Source organism: Pseudoalteromonas aliena SW19 (assembly GCF_014905615.1).
GTDB lineage: Bacteria > Pseudomonadota > Gammaproteobacteria > Enterobacterales > Alteromonadaceae > Pseudoalteromonas > Pseudoalteromonas aliena.
Genome location: NZ_AQGU01000027.1, coordinates 389,087 through 407,696, shown reverse-complemented (window position 1 = coordinate 407,696; position 18,610 = coordinate 389,087). Strand labels below are relative to the sequence as shown.

General features: G+C 39.7%; 15 protein-coding genes. 1 reads left to right on the top strand and 14 read right to left on the bottom strand.

What is annotated here, in order from left to right; all coding sequences use genetic code 11:
- Positions 1–53: 53 nt before the first annotated feature.
- The 14 genes from PALI_RS15220 to PALI_RS15155 form a co-directional block, all read right to left on the bottom strand.
- Entirely contained in the window at positions 54–3,140 is a 3,087-nt protein-coding gene (locus tag PALI_RS15220) for a ligand-binding sensor domain-containing diguanylate cyclase (protein ID WP_193156361.1), read from the bottom strand.
- Between the two features lie 37 nt (positions 3,141–3,177).
- Entirely contained in the window at positions 3,178–3,663 is a 486-nt protein-coding gene (locus PALI_RS15215; protein WP_077535891.1) for a phosphatidylglycerophosphatase A family protein, read from the bottom strand.
- Complete coding sequence (thiL, locus tag PALI_RS15210; RefSeq protein WP_193156360.1) at positions 3,660–4,634, bottom strand: thiamine-phosphate kinase; 975 nt, start codon at positions 4,632–4,634, stop codon at positions 3,660–3,662. Before thiL ends, PALI_RS15215 begins: the two co-directional genes overlap by 4 nt.
- An 88-nt stretch (positions 4,635–4,722) precedes the next feature.
- The gene (nusB, locus tag PALI_RS15205; protein ID WP_002961751.1) at positions 4,723–5,133 is read right to left on the bottom strand and encodes a transcription antitermination factor NusB; all 411 of its coding nucleotides are present in this window, start codon (positions 5,131–5,133) and stop codon (positions 4,723–4,725) included.
- 15 nt (positions 5,134–5,148) lie between these two features.
- Positions 5,149–5,613, bottom strand: coding sequence for a 6,7-dimethyl-8-ribityllumazine synthase (gene ribH / locus PALI_RS15200; protein WP_007587130.1), 465 nt, complete (start codon positions 5,611–5,613; stop codon positions 5,149–5,151).
- A gap of 101 nt (positions 5,614–5,714) precedes the next feature.
- Entirely contained in the window at positions 5,715–6,827 is a 1,113-nt protein-coding gene (gene ribBA / locus PALI_RS15195; RefSeq protein WP_193156359.1) for a bifunctional 3,4-dihydroxy-2-butanone-4-phosphate synthase/GTP cyclohydrolase II, read from the bottom strand.
- A 29-nt stretch (positions 6,828–6,856) separates the two neighbouring features.
- Positions 6,857–7,510 carry a riboflavin synthase gene (locus PALI_RS15190; protein WP_077535894.1) on the bottom strand — a complete coding sequence of 218 codons (654 nt, stop codon included), beginning with the start codon at positions 7,508–7,510 and terminating at the stop codon, positions 6,857–6,859.
- 24 nt (positions 7,511–7,534) lie between these two features.
- On the bottom strand, positions 7,535–8,659 hold the full coding sequence (gene ribD / locus PALI_RS15185; RefSeq protein ID WP_193156358.1) for a bifunctional diaminohydroxyphosphoribosylaminopyrimidine deaminase/5-amino-6-(5-phosphoribosylamino)uracil reductase RibD: 1,125 nt from the start codon (positions 8,657–8,659) through the stop codon (positions 7,535–7,537).
- 166 nt (positions 8,660–8,825) lie between these two features.
- A complete protein-coding gene (gene nrdR / locus PALI_RS15180) occupies positions 8,826–9,275 on the bottom strand; it encodes a transcriptional regulator NrdR (protein WP_077535896.1) in 450 nt (149 codons plus the stop codon).
- A gap of 366 nt (positions 9,276–9,641) precedes the next feature.
- On the bottom strand, positions 9,642–10,898 hold the full coding sequence (gene glyA, locus PALI_RS15175; protein ID WP_193156357.1) for a serine hydroxymethyltransferase: 1,257 nt from the start codon (positions 10,896–10,898) through the stop codon (positions 9,642–9,644).
- Positions 10,899–11,156: 258 nt separating this feature from the next.
- Positions 11,157–12,449: a threonine synthase gene (gene thrC, locus PALI_RS15170; RefSeq protein WP_193156356.1), complete on the bottom strand. Its 1,293-nt coding sequence runs from the start codon at positions 12,447–12,449 to the stop codon at positions 11,157–11,159.
- A gap of 11 nt (positions 12,450–12,460) precedes the next feature.
- Positions 12,461–13,396 (bottom strand): homoserine kinase, encoded by a 936-nt coding sequence (thrB, locus tag PALI_RS15165; RefSeq protein WP_193156355.1) that lies wholly within the window; start codon positions 13,394–13,396, stop codon positions 12,461–12,463.
- A gap of 9 nt (positions 13,397–13,405) precedes the next feature.
- The gene (thrA, locus tag PALI_RS15160; RefSeq protein WP_193156354.1) at positions 13,406–15,823 is read right to left on the bottom strand and encodes a bifunctional aspartate kinase/homoserine dehydrogenase I; all 2,418 of its coding nucleotides are present in this window, start codon (positions 15,821–15,823) and stop codon (positions 13,406–13,408) included.
- Positions 15,824–16,051: 228 nt separating this feature from the next.
- Positions 16,052–16,417: a response regulator gene (locus PALI_RS15155; RefSeq protein ID WP_182702852.1), complete on the bottom strand. Its 366-nt coding sequence runs from the start codon at positions 16,415–16,417 to the stop codon at positions 16,052–16,054.
- Between the two features lie 353 nt (positions 16,418–16,770).
- Here PALI_RS15155 and PALI_RS15150 point away from each other — a divergent pair, with 353 nt between their 5' ends.
- The gene (locus PALI_RS15150) at positions 16,771–18,537 is read left to right on the top strand and encodes a sensor histidine kinase (RefSeq protein WP_193156353.1); all 1,767 of its coding nucleotides are present in this window, start codon (positions 16,771–16,773) and stop codon (positions 18,535–18,537) included.
- Positions 18,538–18,610: the final 73 nt, after the last annotated feature.

The following is an 18,610-nucleotide window of genomic DNA, read 5'->3' as shown; positions in this document are numbered from 1 at the left end:
AAAGGAGCTTTGGCTTCTTTTTTAGTATTTTAATATTGGCTTTACCAACTAACTTAGCGCATCCACACTTTAATATCGGCAAGCCCATTACTTTGTAAAAGGCTTAACTGTTGATCAACATTTGAATTTTGCTCAAACTCGAATGCGTCTAACTGCTCGTCAAACGTAATATTTGCAACACCATCACCGCCACGTTTTTTCACTTGATGTAGTGCAATATCGGCTAAATTAATGGATGTTTCCCAACTTATCACTTGTCCGCCTAAAAGTGGTAGCGGGTAAAAAGACCAGCCGATAGAGGTGGTTAAATTGGTACCTTTGCCATTTGGTAATTGAAATGCATATTCCGCAACTGCTTTGCATAAATCTGAAGCGTAACTGTCTATTTTATTGCACTTAAAATCGCGTAATAATAATAAAAATTCATCCCCACTCCAACGGGCAACATAATCAGAACCCTGCGTGCGAGAATTCAACAATGCAGCCATTTGCTGCAAACAGCTGTCTCCTGCTATTGGTCCGTGTGCATCATTGATGCGGCTAAAGTTATCAAAGTTGATTATCAGTAAAACAAGCGATTTCCCCTGCGCTTGTAATGATTGCGAGTTACGTTGAAAATGCTCAATATCTTTTGGTAGTTGATCAAACAAAAAGCGACGGCTACGTAGCCCTGTGAGTTCATCAGAGTGGCTTACCAGCTTAAGTTGTGAGTTTACTTGATTTAATTTATCGTTTGCTTGGCGCAGCTCTAGCGTACGCTCTGTGATAAGCCCCTCAAGTGCTTCTTGTTTTTTTCGCTCTTGCGCTCTAAATACCCAAAAAACCAAATAAAATAGTAAAACAAAGCCACTGGTGATAAGTAGTCTAAAGTAAATTGTTTCATCAAAACGCTCTGGCACTGTAAATCCATATTCAGCTTCTTGCGCTTTACTCCAGTCTTCACCTTGGCGTTTTGCTTCTAGCTGAAATAAAAATGTTCCCGCTGGCAAATTAGTATAGATAGCTTCTCTGCGTGTATTTGCATAGCGCCAATCATTATCTAAACCACTTAATTTATATCTAAACTCAATGCTGCTTGGCGCGTAATAATCGATTGCGGTATAGGTTAAAGTAATATCACGCTCATTGGTTTTTAATGACGGTTTTTTACCTAATGCTGACGTTGCTATATTACGCTGCGGTGTTGTAATGGTTTCTACTTTTGGTTTTAATGCCAGTACACCAAACAACTCTACATTTTTAGGTATTTCAACAACACCTTGTAAGCTTGGATACCAAATTGAATTAGCAGTATTGGCAACTGCATCATGACCCAGCCCACTACAACATTGATTGGCTTTACCATCGAGCTGACGATCAAATGAGGAAATAACCTCCTCCACTTTTAAACTTTGAATCTCTGCTTTGAACTGATCAATAGGCATTCTGTAAACACCTTTCATAGTGCTTACCCAAACATGCTTTAACCTTTCATCGTATTCTAGGCTGAAAATAGAGCCGTATGGTAAGCCATTTGCGGCATCAAGCTGACGCCACTGCCCTTGCATACTTCTATAAAACAGCCCATCGTTTAATGAACCAATTAAGATTCCAACGCCATCAATATGCAACACACTCGTTACATAAGCACTTTCAAGTGTTGTTTGGTCGCCAATTTTTTCTATTCCGCGATCAGTAAAATAATAGGCGCCTTTGCTTGTACCAATAACCCCAAAGTTTGCTTTATCGAGTACATAGGTAATAAACTTGCTTCCTAAAAAAGCATTGTATGCAAAAGGCGTTAGCCCAGCAAAGTTTAGCCTATATAATCCACGCCCAGTACCAATCCAAAACCCGCCCTTGCTCGAACGACTAATAGCAAATACAGGGTTATCCTGAAGAGCTCGCCCAGGTACCATGTAAAGAGTGTTATTTTCAAAAACAAACAACCCTCTGCCTGTCGCAATATATAATCTCTTACCATCAAACTGTAAGTCATGCACTGATGCACGGCCGTATTTATCGCTAGGGATTAAATTTATAAAACTTTTATTTAGATCAAAATAGCCAATACCACTTTTATTTGCGACCCATAGTTTACCATCCGGTGCTTGGCTAATAGCCATAACCGCTTCAGTCATTTCAGATAGGGCTGAGTGCCTTTGAACACGCCCTTCATGAGCAAGCCACAAACCTTCACTAAAACTGGCAAGCCACACGTTATTTTTATTATCTCGAAAAATATCCGCAAACCAAATACTTTGATCCAGCTGGCTTGGCTCTACCCATTGCCATTCACCGGATTTATCTCGAAATAATAAACGCCCATAAGTTGATACCCATAACCCACCATCGGTATCACTCATAAATTTATAAACTGCTGAGTTATTTGTGTTTGGTAAAGGAAAGGATCTTAGTTCATCATCTAAATCTAAAAAATAAGCACCTAATTCAGATGCTAAATACAAGTTACCGTTTAAAAATGATAAATCGTGGACAATCGTTTGTGCTAAACGCTCTGGTAGTGAAATTTTTGCAGTAAGCTCTAAACGCAGTTTAGAAAAGTCGGAGGCATTTTTTGTTAATCTCAGCAGGTGGCGATCATTAACCAGCCATATCCCCTCCGGAGAAAGCGCCATTTTACTAACAGACCCTACTATTTGCGTAATAGCGGTCGCATTAACAATAGGAAAAGAGCCACTCGCTTTGGTTTGTAGACCAATTTGGCTTCTATCAATATAATACAAACCATTTGCAGCAATCCAAATACTGCCTTTAGCATCTTGCAATATATCTCTGACAGGGCCTTTTATATTAAACTCTTGTGCGGCAAAAGTAGCAGGGTTAATCACCACCAAGCCACTTTTAGTACCGATCCACAACAGTCCATTTAAATCGACTAGCAGCTTGTTGATGCCGTTATTGGGTAAGAAAGAGCTATTTTGAGTATTATAATTGGTAAATGTATTACCATCAAAACGACTTAAGCCAAACTGAGTGCCCAGCCACATGTATCCTTGTTGATCTTGTACAACGCTTTTAAGTGATTGCGATGGCAAGCCATCTTTTATATTCCATTGTTTAACTACATAATCAGTAATTGAAGCCCAACTTGGCGTCGCGCACAACATCAGTACACAAACCAGTAAAAATCGCATCATAGTGCTGCCACCTAGTTAAACAAATCAAATATAAACATTAAAAGGGTAGTAAACCCACTTTTATTAATGCTTGCAAACAAATAAGCGAAAAAATACCCGCGAGTACATCGTCAGCCATAATTCCAAAACCACCATGTACACGCTTATCAAGCATACGAATTGGGCCTGGTTTTACTATGTCAAAAAATCGAAATAACAAAAAGCCAACCAATAAACTTTGCCAGCTTAGTGCTGCACCTATCATAGTAATGTAATAGCCAGCCACTTCATCCCACACAATAGCGGGGTGGTCATGCACACCTAAATCATCAGCCGTTTTACCACACGCCCATATGCCAAATACACTGATCACGACAGCAAAAACAATTTGCAGCCAAAGTGGATAATACATCGTCATAAAAATAAATGGCAGTGCAGCAAACGTACCAAATGTACCTGGCGCTTTAGGGGCAAGGCCGGTACCAAATCCTAAACCAAAAAATTGATGCGGACGTTTTAAATTAAATAATCGATTTTTATTCAAGTCTGTTCCTTTGCGAAATGCTCAAAGCCATGCTGCTTAAAATCAAACTTTTCACCCTTGTGTAAAAGCTCAATTTGCCCATCACCACTTTTAATCTGCCCAATACATGTTGCATTCACACCATATTGACGCAGTTTTAAATCTAACATCCCTTTATTACTATCTGGGACGGTAAATAATAGTTCGTAGTCATCGCCGTAGCTAAGAATAAATGGTAACTGTTGATCAAAATCAAGGCTCGATTTCATTGCATCCGAAGTAGGAATATTGTCTATATTTACAATCGCACTTACTTGCGACATATCAAGAATATGACTTAAATCAGCCAATAATCCATCAGACACATCAATTGCTGAAGATGCAAGCCCACGTAAAACCTGACCTGCTGCTACGCGAGGCGTTGGATAATCAAAGCGTTTATTAACATACTTTAAATGCTCAGGCTCGACTTTTAAACCTTGCTTACGCGATTCAATAGCTAACCCCGCATCCCCTAAAGGACCCGTAACATAAATCCAATCACCTACTTTAGCACCACTTCTGCGCAGAGCTTTACCTTCTGGCACAGTCCCTTTCGCACAAATAGTGATAGTTAATGGACCTTGAGTGGTATCGCCACCAATAATTTGTACATTAAAGTATTCTGCAATTTCGTGCATGCCTTCAGTAAACTCTTCAACCCACTGTCGGTCTATACTTGGTAAGGTTAGCGCAACTGAAACCCATGTTGGCTCGGCGCCCATTGCCGCCAAATCACTTAGATTTACAGCGAGTGCTCTGTGACCGAGTGCGCGAGGGGAAATATCATTAAAGAAGTGCACGCCAGCAACTAAAGTATCTGTTGTTACTGCAAGTTGGCAGTTTGGTGGAACAGTTACTAAGGCGCAATCGTCCCCTATTCCTAGGTTTACATCACGACGGGTGATACCGCGACCTTTAAAGTAGCGGTTAATTAATTCAAATTCCTTCATACACAAAAAAGCCGACCTATGCCGGCTCTCCTTTTTAACGGTTGTTTAAACAATTAATCTGAACATTAAAATTCAGAGTGAATTGTTATCACTTGCGTAAATGCTTAACAGCTTTATCAAGTACACCGTTTACAAATTTATGGCTGTCTTCTGCGCCAAATATTTTAGCCAGCTCAATACCTTCGTTAATAGCCACTTTATAAGGTACGTCTTCACGGAACTTAAGTTCATAGCTGCTTAAACGTAAAATTGCGCGCTCAACCATATCTAAGTCATCAAACGGACGTGTTAAATGTGGTGATACAGCTTCGTCTAGTTGCTTATAATTTACAGCAACACCCGTCGCTAGATCTTTAAAGTATTCAACATCAATTTTAGTAACGTCTGTTTCGATCAACATTTGTTGTTCGATATCGGCAATTAAATTGCCACTTATTTGCCAAGAATAAACGGCTTGGAGTGCTAAGATACGTGCTTTACGTCTTGCTGCTGGTTTCACAAAAATTCCTTAAACTTAAATTTTATCTAACACATTAACCATTTCGAGCGCGCCTAAAGCAGCTTCGCCGCCTTTATTGCCCATTTTGGTGCCAGCACGCTCAATTGCTTGTTCAATGCTTTCTGTGGTTAATACGCCAAATGCAACCGGGATATCATACTCAAGTGATACTTGCGCAAGACCTTTGTTTGATTCGCCAGCAACTAGGTCAAAATGTGGTGTACCACCTCTGATCACTACGCCTAAAGCGATGATTGCATCATACTCTTTTTTTGCCGCAACGCGTTTAGCCGCTAAAGGTAATTCTACTGCACCAGGTACATAAATAACGGTAATATCGTCATCAGATACGCCACCAGTGCGTTTTAGCTCATCAACAGCACCGGCAAGGAGGCTGCTACCAATAAAGTCATTAAAACGAGAAATGACAATGGCAAATTTCTTGCCCGGAGCGTACTTACTACCTTCAATAATTTTCATTTGATAACCCTAAAAATAAGTTCAAGCGGTTGCGATTGCGCAAAAATTGCTGCGCATCATACCATAAAAATAAAATAATAGACTAGTTAAAAGCAGAGCGCTTATTGTGGCTCAATATAGTCAATAACTTCTAAATGAAAGCCCGAAAGTGCATGGTACTTTTTAGGGCGACTCATTAATCGCATTTGCTTAATTCCCAGATCAGCAAGTATTTGCGAGCCAACACCAACAGTACGAGATGTTCCTTGGAACTTACGAGGTGTCACATTCTCGCCTGCATCAGCTGCGGCAAATGCCTTTACTGTTGCCTCTAATTCTTCTGTACTTTCTTGTTTACCTAAAATAACTAATACACCGTCGTTTTTAGTAATGTATGCCATGGCATCAGAAAGCCCCCAACTCCGGTCTGCGCTTCTGTCTGAAAGTAAAATATCGTTAAAAGTACTCTGCAAATGTACGCGGACAAGTGTAGGTTCTTGCTCTTTTATTTCGCCCTTGAGCAATACGTAATGTAATTGGCCGTCGATCGTGTCTTTGTAAGTTACTAAATCAAAGTCACCATGCTCTGTAGGCAGCTTACATTTTGCAACTTGTTCAATCGTGGTTTCGTTTAAATTACGATATTCGATTAAATCAGCAATGGTGCCAATTTTAATATCATGTTGTTTTGCAAAAACTTCTAAATCAGGGCGGCGCGCCATTGTGCCATCAGCATTTAGAATTTCAACAATAACAGATGATGCTTCAAGCCCAGCTAAACGGGCTAAGTCACAGCCTGCTTCAGTGTGCCCTGCGCGAGTGAGTACGCCACCAGGTTGTGCCATGATAGGAAAAATATGACCTGGTTGAACAATATCACTTGGTACTGCGCCTTTTGCTATAGCAGCTTGTACTGTACGCGCTCTATCAGCGGCAGAAATACCCGTAGTTACACCTTTTGCGGCTTCAATCGACATTGTAAAGTTTGTCGAAAATGCAGCGCCATTATTTTTAACCATAAGCGGTAAATCAAGTTGCTCGCAACGCTCTTGCGTCATGGTTAAACAAATTAAACCACGGCCATGAGTTGCCATAAAATTAATTGCTTCTGCGCTAATATGTTCTGCTGCGATAATTAAATCGCCTTCATTCTCTCTGTCTTCATCGTCCATTAAAATAACCATTTTACCAATTTTAATGTCGTCGATGATTTCTTGTGCGCTGTGTAAATTCATAAATTTGCTCGTGTAAGTTGTCAGTTTCGTTATTTAATAAAGCCCGCTTTAGCGAGTAAGCTCATCGAAATATTTGAGCCAGTTGGTTGTTCTGCACCTTTTATAAGACGCTCTAAATAACGTGCAATTTGATCGACTTCTAAATTAACTTGAGTGCCCACTTTAAAATGAGCAATGGTAGTTTGCTCACTCGTATGAGGAACAATTGTTAATTTGAATTTATTACCTTCGACAGCGTTAACTGTCAGGCTTATACCATCAATACATACCGAACCTTTGTACGGAATGTATTTCATTAAATCTTCGTCAGTTGCAAGCCAATATTCTGTTGCCCGGGCGTTTTTTGTGACGCTTGTAATCGTTGCAATACCATCAACATGACCAGAGACCAAATGGCCCCCCAGACGAGAAACAGGTTGCATGGCTTTTTCAAGATTAACAGTTTGCCCTATAGCATAGTGAGCAAATCCAGTTAAACCAATCGTCTCATTAGATAAGTCAGCACTAAAACCATCAATATGTTTATCAACTACGGTTAAGCAAACGCCATTGGTTGCAATGCTATCGCCTAGCTTTACGTCTTTCATATCAAGATCAGCACTTTGAATACGAATGGCTAAGTCGCCTTGTTTTTTTTGTAATAAAGCAATTTTGCCTGTGGCTTCTATTATTCCAGTAAACATAGCGCTACTCTTTTTTAAGTGATTTTAATAAGTTTTCAGCGCAGTGATACGTATATCGTCACCAATGCGTGTACATTCATTAAATGTTAAATTAACGGTGTTTTGCATACTCGTCAACTCAGAAAAATTAACTAAACTTTTTGCATTGTGGCCCATTAGTCTAGGCGCTAAATAAAAAACAAACTCGTCAATTAAATCAAGTTCTGTCATTTTACCAGCAAGTGTTGCGCCCGCTTCAAGCCATACATTATTAAACTGCAGTTGCCCAAGCTTTTCTAAAACAGCCTGCAAATCAACTTTGCCATTACTTTCTTTTACTTCAATATGCTTTACAAAATGCGGCCACTGCAGTGATTTATCAACCTTGGTGGTAAATATAATTATATCACTTTGAATATTGAATAAAGCAAGGTTAGGCGTTAAGCGATTTTGAGAATCAATAATAACGCGCACAGGTTGCCGTAGCGCTAAATCAGTGGGGAGTGGGCACGGTAATTCACTTAGTCGTACATTTAATTTTGCATCATCTACTAACACGGTATCGGCGCCGGTTAAAATAGCGCAGCTTTTTGCACGGTATAGCTGTACGTCTTGGCGAGCAGCGGTGCCTGTGATCCACTTACTTTGACCATTTTTAAGCGCTGTTTTACCATCTATACTTGCTGCCATTTTGCAGGTTACATACGGCAAACCTCGCTCCATTCGCTTAAAAAAGCCAACGTTGAGTGCCCGCGCTTGTGATTCAAGTAACCCATAAGCAACGTCAATGCCCGCGTCGCTCAGTATTTTAAGGCCTTTACCTGCAACTTGTGGGTTTGTATCAACCATAGCGGCAATTACTTTTACTATGCCCGCCTTTTTTAAGCCTTCAGCACACGGTGGTGTACGCCCATAGTGACTACAAGGTTCAAGCGTTACATAAGCCGTTGCACCTTGTGCATTATTACCCGCTATTGCCAGTGCATTTACTTCAGCATGACCTTGACCAGCTAATTGATGGAACCCCTCACCAATGATTTGATTATTCTTAACTAATACACAGCCAACATTAGGATTAGGTGTGGTAGTAAACTCGCCTTTTTTGGCAAGCTCTATGGCGCGTGCCATATACATTTCGTCATGTTCGGTAAAAGTAATTTGGCTTTGCATTTATTATACCAATTGCGTTAAATAAGTGGTCTATTATAGCGCTAAGAAAATAGCGCAATAACAAGGCGAAAATTATGACATATAGTTGTTCTATATGAATAATTTTTAACGCAGTGAGTGCGCTATTTAATGCGATAGAATGATCATGTTTTTAATAAAATTGGTATTACTCCCCTAAGCGGGCAATTTCTTCGCCAAATTCGCGTATATCTTCAAAAGAGCGATAAACAGAAGCAAACCTTACATAAGCAACTTTATCGAGCTTTTTAAGCGCTTCCATAATGCATTCACCCACTAAGTGGCTTGAAATCTCTCGCTCACCCGTTGCACGTAATTGTGATTTTATTATGTTAACCACTTCTTCAACCTGTTCAGTACTCACTGGACGTTTCTCAAGTGCACGATTTAAACCATTCAACAGTTTATCTTCATTAAACGGCTCCCGACTGCCATCTTGTTTAACAACACGTGGCATAACCAGTTCAGCGCCTTCAAATGTAGTAAAGCGCTCGTGACAGTCGTTGCACTCACGGCGCCTACGAACTTGATGGCCTCCACCAACTAGGCGTGAATCAATAACTTTAGTATCTTTTGCTGTACAAAATGGGCAATGCATAACTCGGTACTTCCGTTTTAAAACAAAAAAGACCGCTAAATAGCGGTCTTTTATCTTAGCAAAAAAAAGGGCCTGTTGACCTTTCAGGATTAAATTTGTTCTATCTAGGGGCGATTTAATCGCGGCGCGAGGTTTGTAACCTAATGGGCTAAGTAAAAACCGAGCAACAAAGAGTAAATAGCCCCTAGGACGAACCCGAGGGCAGCGCATGTTTGGTATTTATGCTGCGTTATCGCCTATTTATGGGGAATAACCACACTACATAGGCTCTGCCTTGCCTAAAAACCAAACAGACTGCTGCAAATTAAACCTCGAAAGATAAACAGGCCCTAGCTGTTGTGCTCTAAATTACTGCTGCTTATGCAATTAAGCGTAAACAGGTAGTTTTGCACAAATTGCTTTTACTTTTTCTTTAACTTGCGCCTGTACAGATTCATCAGTGATGTTATCTAGTACGTCACAAATCCAGCCAGCAAGCTCTTTTGATTCTTCTTCTTTGAAACCACGACGAGTGATTGCAGGAGAACCAATACGCAAACCAGATGTTACAAACGGAGAACGTGGATCGTTTGGCACTGAGTTTTTATTAACTGTGATGTTAGCGTTACCAAGGGCTGCGTCTGCATCTTTACCAGTGATATCTTTATCGATTAAATCGAGTAGGAATAAGTGGTTTTCAGTTTTGTCAGATACGATTTTGTAGCCGCGCTCTTGCATTACAGCAACCATTGCTTTTGCGTTTTTAACAACTTGTGTTTGGTATACTTTAAATTCTGGTTGAAGTGCTTCTTTAAATGCCACTGCTTTTGCTGCAATAACATGACATAAAGGACCACCTTGGCCACCAGGGAAAACAGCGCTGTTAAGCTTTTTGTAGATTGCTTCGTCGCCACATGCAGAAATAATCAAACCACCACGAGGACCAGCAAGTGTTTTATGCGTAGTTGTAGTTACAACATGTGCATGAGGAACTGGGCTTGGGTAAACACCCGCCGCAATTAAACCTGCAACGTGAGCCATATCAACAAACAGGTAAGCACCTACTTTGTCAGCAATTTCACGGAATTTAGCCCAATCAACAATACCTGAGTACGCTGAGAAACCACCAATGATCATTTTTGGTTTGTGCTCAAGTGCTAGTGCTTCAACTTGTGCGTAATCAATTTCGCCCGTTGCTTCATCTAGTCCGTATTGGATTGCATTGTAAAGCTTACCAGAGAAGCTTACGTGAGAACCGTGAGTTAAGTGACCACCATGAGCTAGGCTCATACCTAGTACAGTATCGCCAGCGTCTAATAAAGCTAGAAAAACAGCTGCATTTGCTTGCGAACCAGCATGTGGTTGTACGTTAGCGTAGTCAGAACCAAATAATTCATTAGCACGGTCAATTGCTAATTGCTCAACAACATCTACATGCTCACAACCGCCATAATAACGTTTGCCAGGGTAACCTTCTGCGTATTTGTTTGTAAGCTGTGAACCCTGCGCTTCTAGTACGCGTGGGCTACAGTAGTTTTCTGAAGCGATTAGTTCGATATGCTCTTCTTGGCGAGCAGTTTCTTTGGTTATCGCGTCAAATAACTCTGGATCAAAATCCGAAATATTCATGTTACGTTCTAACATTGGGGTCTCCTAGGGCAACGTGTATGGTGTTTTTTAGAGGCTTTATTGTACGCTTTAAACGACTCTTTGCCTACGCTCTTAAGTTGAGGATATTTAAACAGGGATTGAAACTATTTCACAGACTTTTTAAGATGATATTTTTTAATAAGTACATAATTATTTTAAATGCATTTCATTTTTCACATTTAATTAGCTAATGAAAGCCTCTCTTTTTTGAATTATAATTTATAAAAAAAGCGGCCATAGCCGCTTCAATTATTATTTTTTATTACCGAGTTTTGCAAGTATTTCAGTACGCAAAGCATCGTAATCGGCGTTTATATCGCTTGCCAAGCACGGTTTTGCTAATGCATCGCTAAGTGGTTTTGGCATCTCTAATTCAATATTTAAAATATCCTCTACACTTTCTTTAAACTTAGCAGGATGAGCAGTTGCTAAAAAGATACCCGCTACACCAGGCGCTCGATTTTCAACAAGACCTTGGTACGCAATAGCAGTGTGAGGCTCTGCAACATAACCCATTTGTTGAATTTTTTTCATCACGGATTGCGTGTTTTGCTCGTTTACGCTAGTTGAATAAAAGTTATCGTAGCTAAACCAGTTATTATCTAACATTGTTTGCACACGCGGCCAGTTGTTTGGCTTACTTACATCCATTGCATTTGAAAGCGACTCAAGCGTTGCGTTTGGCGTCCACGTTTTATCAAGCATAAAGCGCGGCACAGTATCATTTTGGTTGGTTGTTGCACTTAGTTTGCCTACAGGTAAGCCAATAACCGCACCAATCATTGCAGCGCACACATTACCAAAGTTACCACTTGGTACTGATATGTGAGCCGTTGCGCGTTTTTCTTTTGGTAGCTGTGCAATGGCTTCAAAGTAGTAACAAACCTGAGCAACTAGACGGCTAATATTAATTGAGTTAGCTGAGTTTAGCCCAAGTGTTAATTTAACTTCTTCGTCTAAAAAGGCATTTTTAACTAACTCTTGGCAATCATCAAAGCTGCCCTCAACTGCGTAACAATGAATGTTATTACCAAGCGTTGTAAATAGCTTTTGCTGAGCAAGTGAAATTTTGCCTTTAGGGTATAAAACAACCACATCGACATTTGGTTTATTATAAAAAGCATGAGCAACTGCGGCACCGGTATCGCCCGATGTTGCTGTTAAAATAGTTACTTTCTCGTCTTTATTAAACTGCGCTAAACACTCTGCCATAAAGCGACCGCCAAAGTCTTTAAACGCAAGTGTAGGACCATGAAACAACTCTAAGCAGTATGTATTCTCTTGTACTTCCACCAGCTTAACTGGAAAGTTAAATGCATTTTTAACCATTTGTGCCACAATGTCGCTTGGCAGCTCATCACCAATCAGGTGGGATAATATTTTGCCACTGCGTGTAACAAAGTCCATATCAAGCAATGCATCAACATCGGACAGTGGCAGCAGGGATTCAGGGAAAAACACACCTTGATTACGACCCAAACCTGTTTTTACGGCTTCAACGAACGACACTTTTTGTGAGCACTCTTTTAAATTATGTAATTGCATGACTACCTATCCTATAAAACTGTTAATTGACGCGTGCCGTCGTTATCTAATTTACAAATGTGGCAAAAGCCTTGTTCGTTAATGTAATTTGCCTCTAACCACTGCGCGCATTGCTGTGCAGCTTCAAGTGTTTTACATACGCTAAACAAGGTGGGCCCTGCGCCCGAAATACTCACTATTTCAGCGCCCAGCGCTGGCAAGCTTGCTTTGGCTTCACTAAAACCTTTAATAAGCGGTGCCCGGTAAGGTTCTGCTATTTCATCTTTCATTATGCTCAGCGCCTCGTCAAAACGGTTAGTTAACAGTAAGCTACTAAATGCCGATAAACGCTGTGCAAACTCAACACTTGCATGCATGCTCAACTCTTTTGGTAAAACCGAGCGCGCTTTTGCAGTGTTGAGTGAAAAACCAGGGAACGCAGCAACGTAGTACCAATTTTCATCAACAGGCAGTGCAATCGATTTATCAGGGATTAAACCACCTGTTAATTGCAAACCACCTAAATAACATGGCGTGATGTTGTCGTAATGACGGCCACCGCTCACTACAGCTTCGAAGTCAGCCATAAGCTCAATAAGCTCAACCTGACTTAAGTTAGTTTGTGCAAATTGATCAAGAGCAGCAAAGGTAGCCACGACCGAGCATGCACTAGATCCAAGTCCAGATCCAATTGGTAAATTCTTTTTAAGCTCGAGCTTTACGCTTGGCATATCAGGCGCAACATGCGCTCTAAAATGCACTAAACACTGGTACGCTAAATTATCCTGCGCATCACTTGGTAACTTATGAGCGTACTCGCCTGTGCAAATAAATTCGTCGCTTGGTGCTGCGCTAACAACGGCTACATCGCCTAATAAACTGCCATCAATTGGCGCAAGGGCTGCGCCAAGGGCATCAAAACCCACTGCAAAATTACCAATAGACGCCGGCGCATATACTTCAATCATAATGTGCTCCTAGCGCGATAGCGTTTTTAAAATATCAGCAAATACACCCGCTGCTGTTACTTCAGAGCCTGCACCATAACCACGAATTACAAACGGACGCGGCTGGTAGTATTGGCTTAAAATAGCAAGTGCATTTTCGCCATCGCGAATAACACTAAGTGCATGTTTTTCATCTACCGCTTCAATACCTACTTTACAGTGACCTTCTTTAATTTTTCCTACATAACGAAGTACCTTACCTTCGCTCGCAGCGCTTTGAATGCGGTCATTAAAATCAGCATCTAGGCTTGGTAGTTTTGCCATAAACTCATCAACGCTATCGCCTTGTGCAAAACCAACTGGTAATACCGATTCAACTTCGATATCGCTCAGCTCTAATTTCATACCTGCTTCGCGTGCAATGATCAGTAACTTACGTGCTACATCGGTACCCGATAAATCATCACGAGGGTCTGGCTCTGTAAAGCCGCTTTCTTTGGCTTTAATGGTTGCCTCAGAAAGTGATAAACCATCTTGAAGTGCGCCAAACATATACGAAAGTGAACCTGATAAAATACCGCTAAACTCTAACAATTCATCACCAGCACCAAATAACGATTGTAAGTTATCGATTACTGGTAAGCCTGCACCAACGTTTGTTTCGTATAAGAATTTCCGATTATTCTTTTGCGTAGCAGCTATTAAGTCTTGGTAATACGTGTATGAGCTTGTTGTGGCTTTTTTGTTCGCTGCAACCACATGAAAACCTGCATTTAAAAAGTCTAGGTATTGCGCAGCAAGTGCATCTGACGATGTACAATCAACAATTACTGGATTAACTAAATGATTTTGTTTAACAAACTGCTCTACTAGTTTTAAATCAAACGCTTGCTCAGATAAGGATAGTTTTTGCTGCCAATCAGAAAAAGCAATACCTTCACTATCTAGATGTAATTGACGAGAGTTAGCAACACCATACAAGTTGAGTTTAATATTACGCTTTTCAAGCCACGCTTGTTGACGTTCAAGCTGATTAATAAGCTCTTGTCCTACTAAGCCACAACCTAGTAAAAACACATCAATTGACGGCACATGCGTGAAAAAGTTTTCATGGCATATTTTTACAGCGTCATTACATAACTCACCATCAATTACCGCAGAAATAGCACTTTCTGTAGAATCCTGTGCAATTGCCACAATATTTACTTGCGCTTGTGCAAGCGATGCAAAAAACTTAGCCGCTAATCCACGGTGTGCGCGCATGTTGTCACCCACTAAAGTAACAATGGCTAAATTACGCTGTACTTGTACAGGCTCAATAAGCCCTGCTTGTAATTCAAGCTTAAATGCAGTTTGTAGCGCATCGAGTGCAAGTGCGAGGTCTGTTTCGTGCACACAAAAGCTAATGCTAAATTCGCATGATGATTGTGTAATTAAAACAATAGATACGTTATCGTGGGCAAGCGCATTAAATACTTTAGATGCCATGCCTACTTTACCTTTCATGCCCGGGCCTGAAACCGTTAGCATTGCAAGTTCTTGTAGGCTCGAAAGCGCTTTTACCGGCTCGTCTGATGAATAATCGTTACCAATTAATGAACCTTGTGCGTCTGGGTTATGCGTATTTTTAATTTCACATGGCACGCCTGCTTTAGCACACGGTAAGATTGTTTTAGGATGAAGTACTTTTGCACCAAAATAAGAAAGCTCCATCGCTTCTTTATAAGATAAAAAATCTACCTTAGTCGCTTTTTTGATATAACGAGGATCAGCGCTGTATACGCCATCAACATCTGTCCAAATTTGGCAAATTTCAGCGTCTAAACAGGCTGCTGCAATTGCTGCTGAGTAATCAGAGCCATTACGGCCAAGCGTTGTAAGCTCACCTTTGTCATTACTTGCTGTAAAGCCAGGCATGATATAAATAGTTGCAGGGTTTTCTTTAAGTACAGCTTGAAAGCGCGACTTACTTAAGACTAAATCAGCTTCGGCATCAATATAACCACCAGTAGAAGCAATACAGCTTGTCGCTTCTAGGTATCTTGCATCGTGAGAGCTCAATAAAGCCTGCATTAAAGAAACACTAACGCGTTCTCCAAAGCTAATTACGAACGCACGAACTTGCTCAGGGCAACACTGTATAAGTGACACGCCATCTAGTTTATTTTTAAGCTCGTCTAAGTTTGGCCAGCTTGTAACTACCACACCACTTTTTTCAACGTCAGCTTTTAAACCTTCACAACGGCTAACTAATATTTGCCATTGCTGCGAAAAATCTAAACCTTGCTCTGCGGCACTTGCCAGTGCAACCAGTGAATCTGTCATGCCACCTGGCGCAGATAACACTAATAACATTTCATCTTTTAACTGTGCTTTAACTAATTGAGCTACCTGCTCAAGGCAAGCAAAGTCGGCAAGCGACGAGCCTCCAAATTTTAAAACGCGCATTATTTATGTTCCTCATCCCATAAAACGAAAAAAGGCCTGTGTTCTAAGTGAACACAGGCCTTTAAATTTGTTGCACCGACCTATGCCACTATCCAGTAAGAATGGTGGTTGTAATAATGATGGTCAGTACGCGATTAATTGTTTTCATAGGCTAAGACTGCCTTAACAAAGGCTATGCTGTCAACCCTAAATTAAAAGATAAAACAGCCTTTTTTGACAAAAAAAGGCTCAATGAATGCCAAATTTATGCAGTATCTCATTCATCCTATTTTTATCTATGGGTTTATTCACAAAATCAATTGCACCCAATTGAGTCACTCGCTGCTTCATTTTTTCTTGAATATCAGCAGAGATAACAAGTACAAAGCACTCTATTTTATTTGCTTTTATATGTTCAAGTACTTGGACACCATCCACTTCTGGCATAGTTAAATCTAAACACAATAAATCAAAATTATTCGTTTTAAATAGCTCAATGGCTTTTGCACCATTTACAGCCTGTTGAATATCTACATCAATACACTGTTGCAGACACCTAATGACCTGTTTACGTGCGACGGTTGAATCGTCACATACCAAAATAGAAAAATTCATAGTTTTTACTACTGAGTGAACATAATTAAAATTATTAATGAGGAGCTACCTATAGCATCCTACGTGTCAGTACCGCTATACGCAACAAAGTAACGTTAACTCTTTTATATAAAGTTTATATTTGTTACGTTTATGTTAGTGTAACTAGTTGCTTGTATATACTTAAAAATAAAATAATTTGTAGATTAAAATAAATAGTTAATCCATTACAAGCTTTATCTATAGTAAATTAAAGGTTAACTAGAATATAAAAGGCAAGAAAATTAAATGTTTTATGTATTTTTAAGCATTTATTGACTAACTTTTAACTAAATAAATAAATATAGTCTAAACAAAGGAATAACTGAACACTCATGTTACAACAAAGCCTTTCTAAAAAGTTATTGACTAGCGTGCTATCAGTCTATTTTTTGCTGACATTTGTGGTCACTTGCGGGCAAGTTATTGCTGAGTACGTCAATACTAAAGATTATATTAGAGACGAATTAGCAACGTTACAAAAAACCTTCAGCCGCAGTTTAACTAGAGCAATTTGGGAATTAAATACCAAACAAACCATCACAACTGCTGAGGGGCTATTAGCGATCCCTATGATTGAAGGCATAATTGTGCGCGATGATAGTGGTGAAATAATCTCGCAACTTGGTCGCTCTCTCGATATACACAAACTATATAGCCAACAATTGGTACAAGAAGAAGTTATTCTTGAAGACGCCAAATCAGGTTTATTTGGGTATACCTTCCCGCTTATTTTTGAATTTTCAGGACGCGCAACTCAAGTTGGTGACGTTACGCTTTTTTCTAGTCGAGAAGTTGTTTTTAGCCGCATTATGGTGTCAATTTACTTTTTAATTGGCAATGCAATGATTAAAACTACTTTTTTAATTATTCTCTTTTTAATGGCTTTTAGAAAGCTGCTTACAGATCCCTTAGCCCAACTAACCGATCAAATAGAAAACTTAGAACTTGATGAACTCGAAGGTGAACATATTGAAATTGAAACCGATGAGCATAACGAACTCAAAGTTATGGAAAAATCATTCAATAGACTTATCGATAAAGTAGTTCAATATCGCAAAGAGTTAGAGCTCGCACAAAAAGAGCTCATTATTAGTAATGAAAAACTAGATCAACACAATGTTCAATTAGAGCAAGATGTAGCTCGCAAAACATCAAACTTAAGCCAAGCTATGATGGATTTACAACAACAAAAATACGAGCTCGAAAAACAAAAAATTGTCCTCACCGATGAAATCGATTTACGCCGTAGCACCGAACTAGAACTACTAACAAAACAAACTGAATTAGAGCGTTATGTAGAAGAATTAAGTCTTGCTCAAGAGCGCTTACTTGGCACCGAAAAAATGGCTGCACTTGGCGGGCTCGTTGCAGGGATAACTCACGACATTAACACCCCAATCGGTATTGGAGTAACTGCTATATCATTTTTACAAGAGCGCCTAAATCAGATAGATGTTGCTTATAAAGAAAAAACTCTTTCACCTAAAGTGCTCGAAAACTTTATTAACGATGCGAAGCAAAGTACCAGTTTGCTAACGACAAACTTAGACAGAGCGTCTGAATTAATAGCCAGCTTTAAACAAATTGCAGTTGATCAGGCAAGTGAAGCGGTCAGAACGATTAATTTTAAAGATTACATCAATGAGGTTATTCGCTCACTTCACCCGCAATTAAAAAAAACAGCGCACTCAATTAAGCTCGCATGTCCCGAGGATCTAATCTTAAATTTACCTGCGGGCGCTATAAGTCAAATTTTTACTAATTTAATCATGAACTCGCTGATTCATGGTTTCGAAGGAAAAAACAACGGCATTATAGATATAAACATAGCCAGCAACGAAACCGATTTAATCATTAATTATAAAGATAATGGTAATGGAGTAACGAGCGAGCAACTCGAAAAACTATTTAATCCATTTTTTACAACTAAGCGAGATCAGGGCGGTAGTGGGCTTGGTACTCACATTATGCTCAATCTAGTAAAACAAACTTTAAGCGGCTCAATTGAAGCCACCAGTAATACTGGTGAAGGTTTAAGTTATGTAATTAAATTCCCCAAAAACATGCAAAAGCCTTTGCCTATATTTAATCAAGATTAAATCGTCATAACAATAAAATCAGTCATTTCGAGATACTGATTTTATTGTTATGATTGAACAAATTTTTCAAATG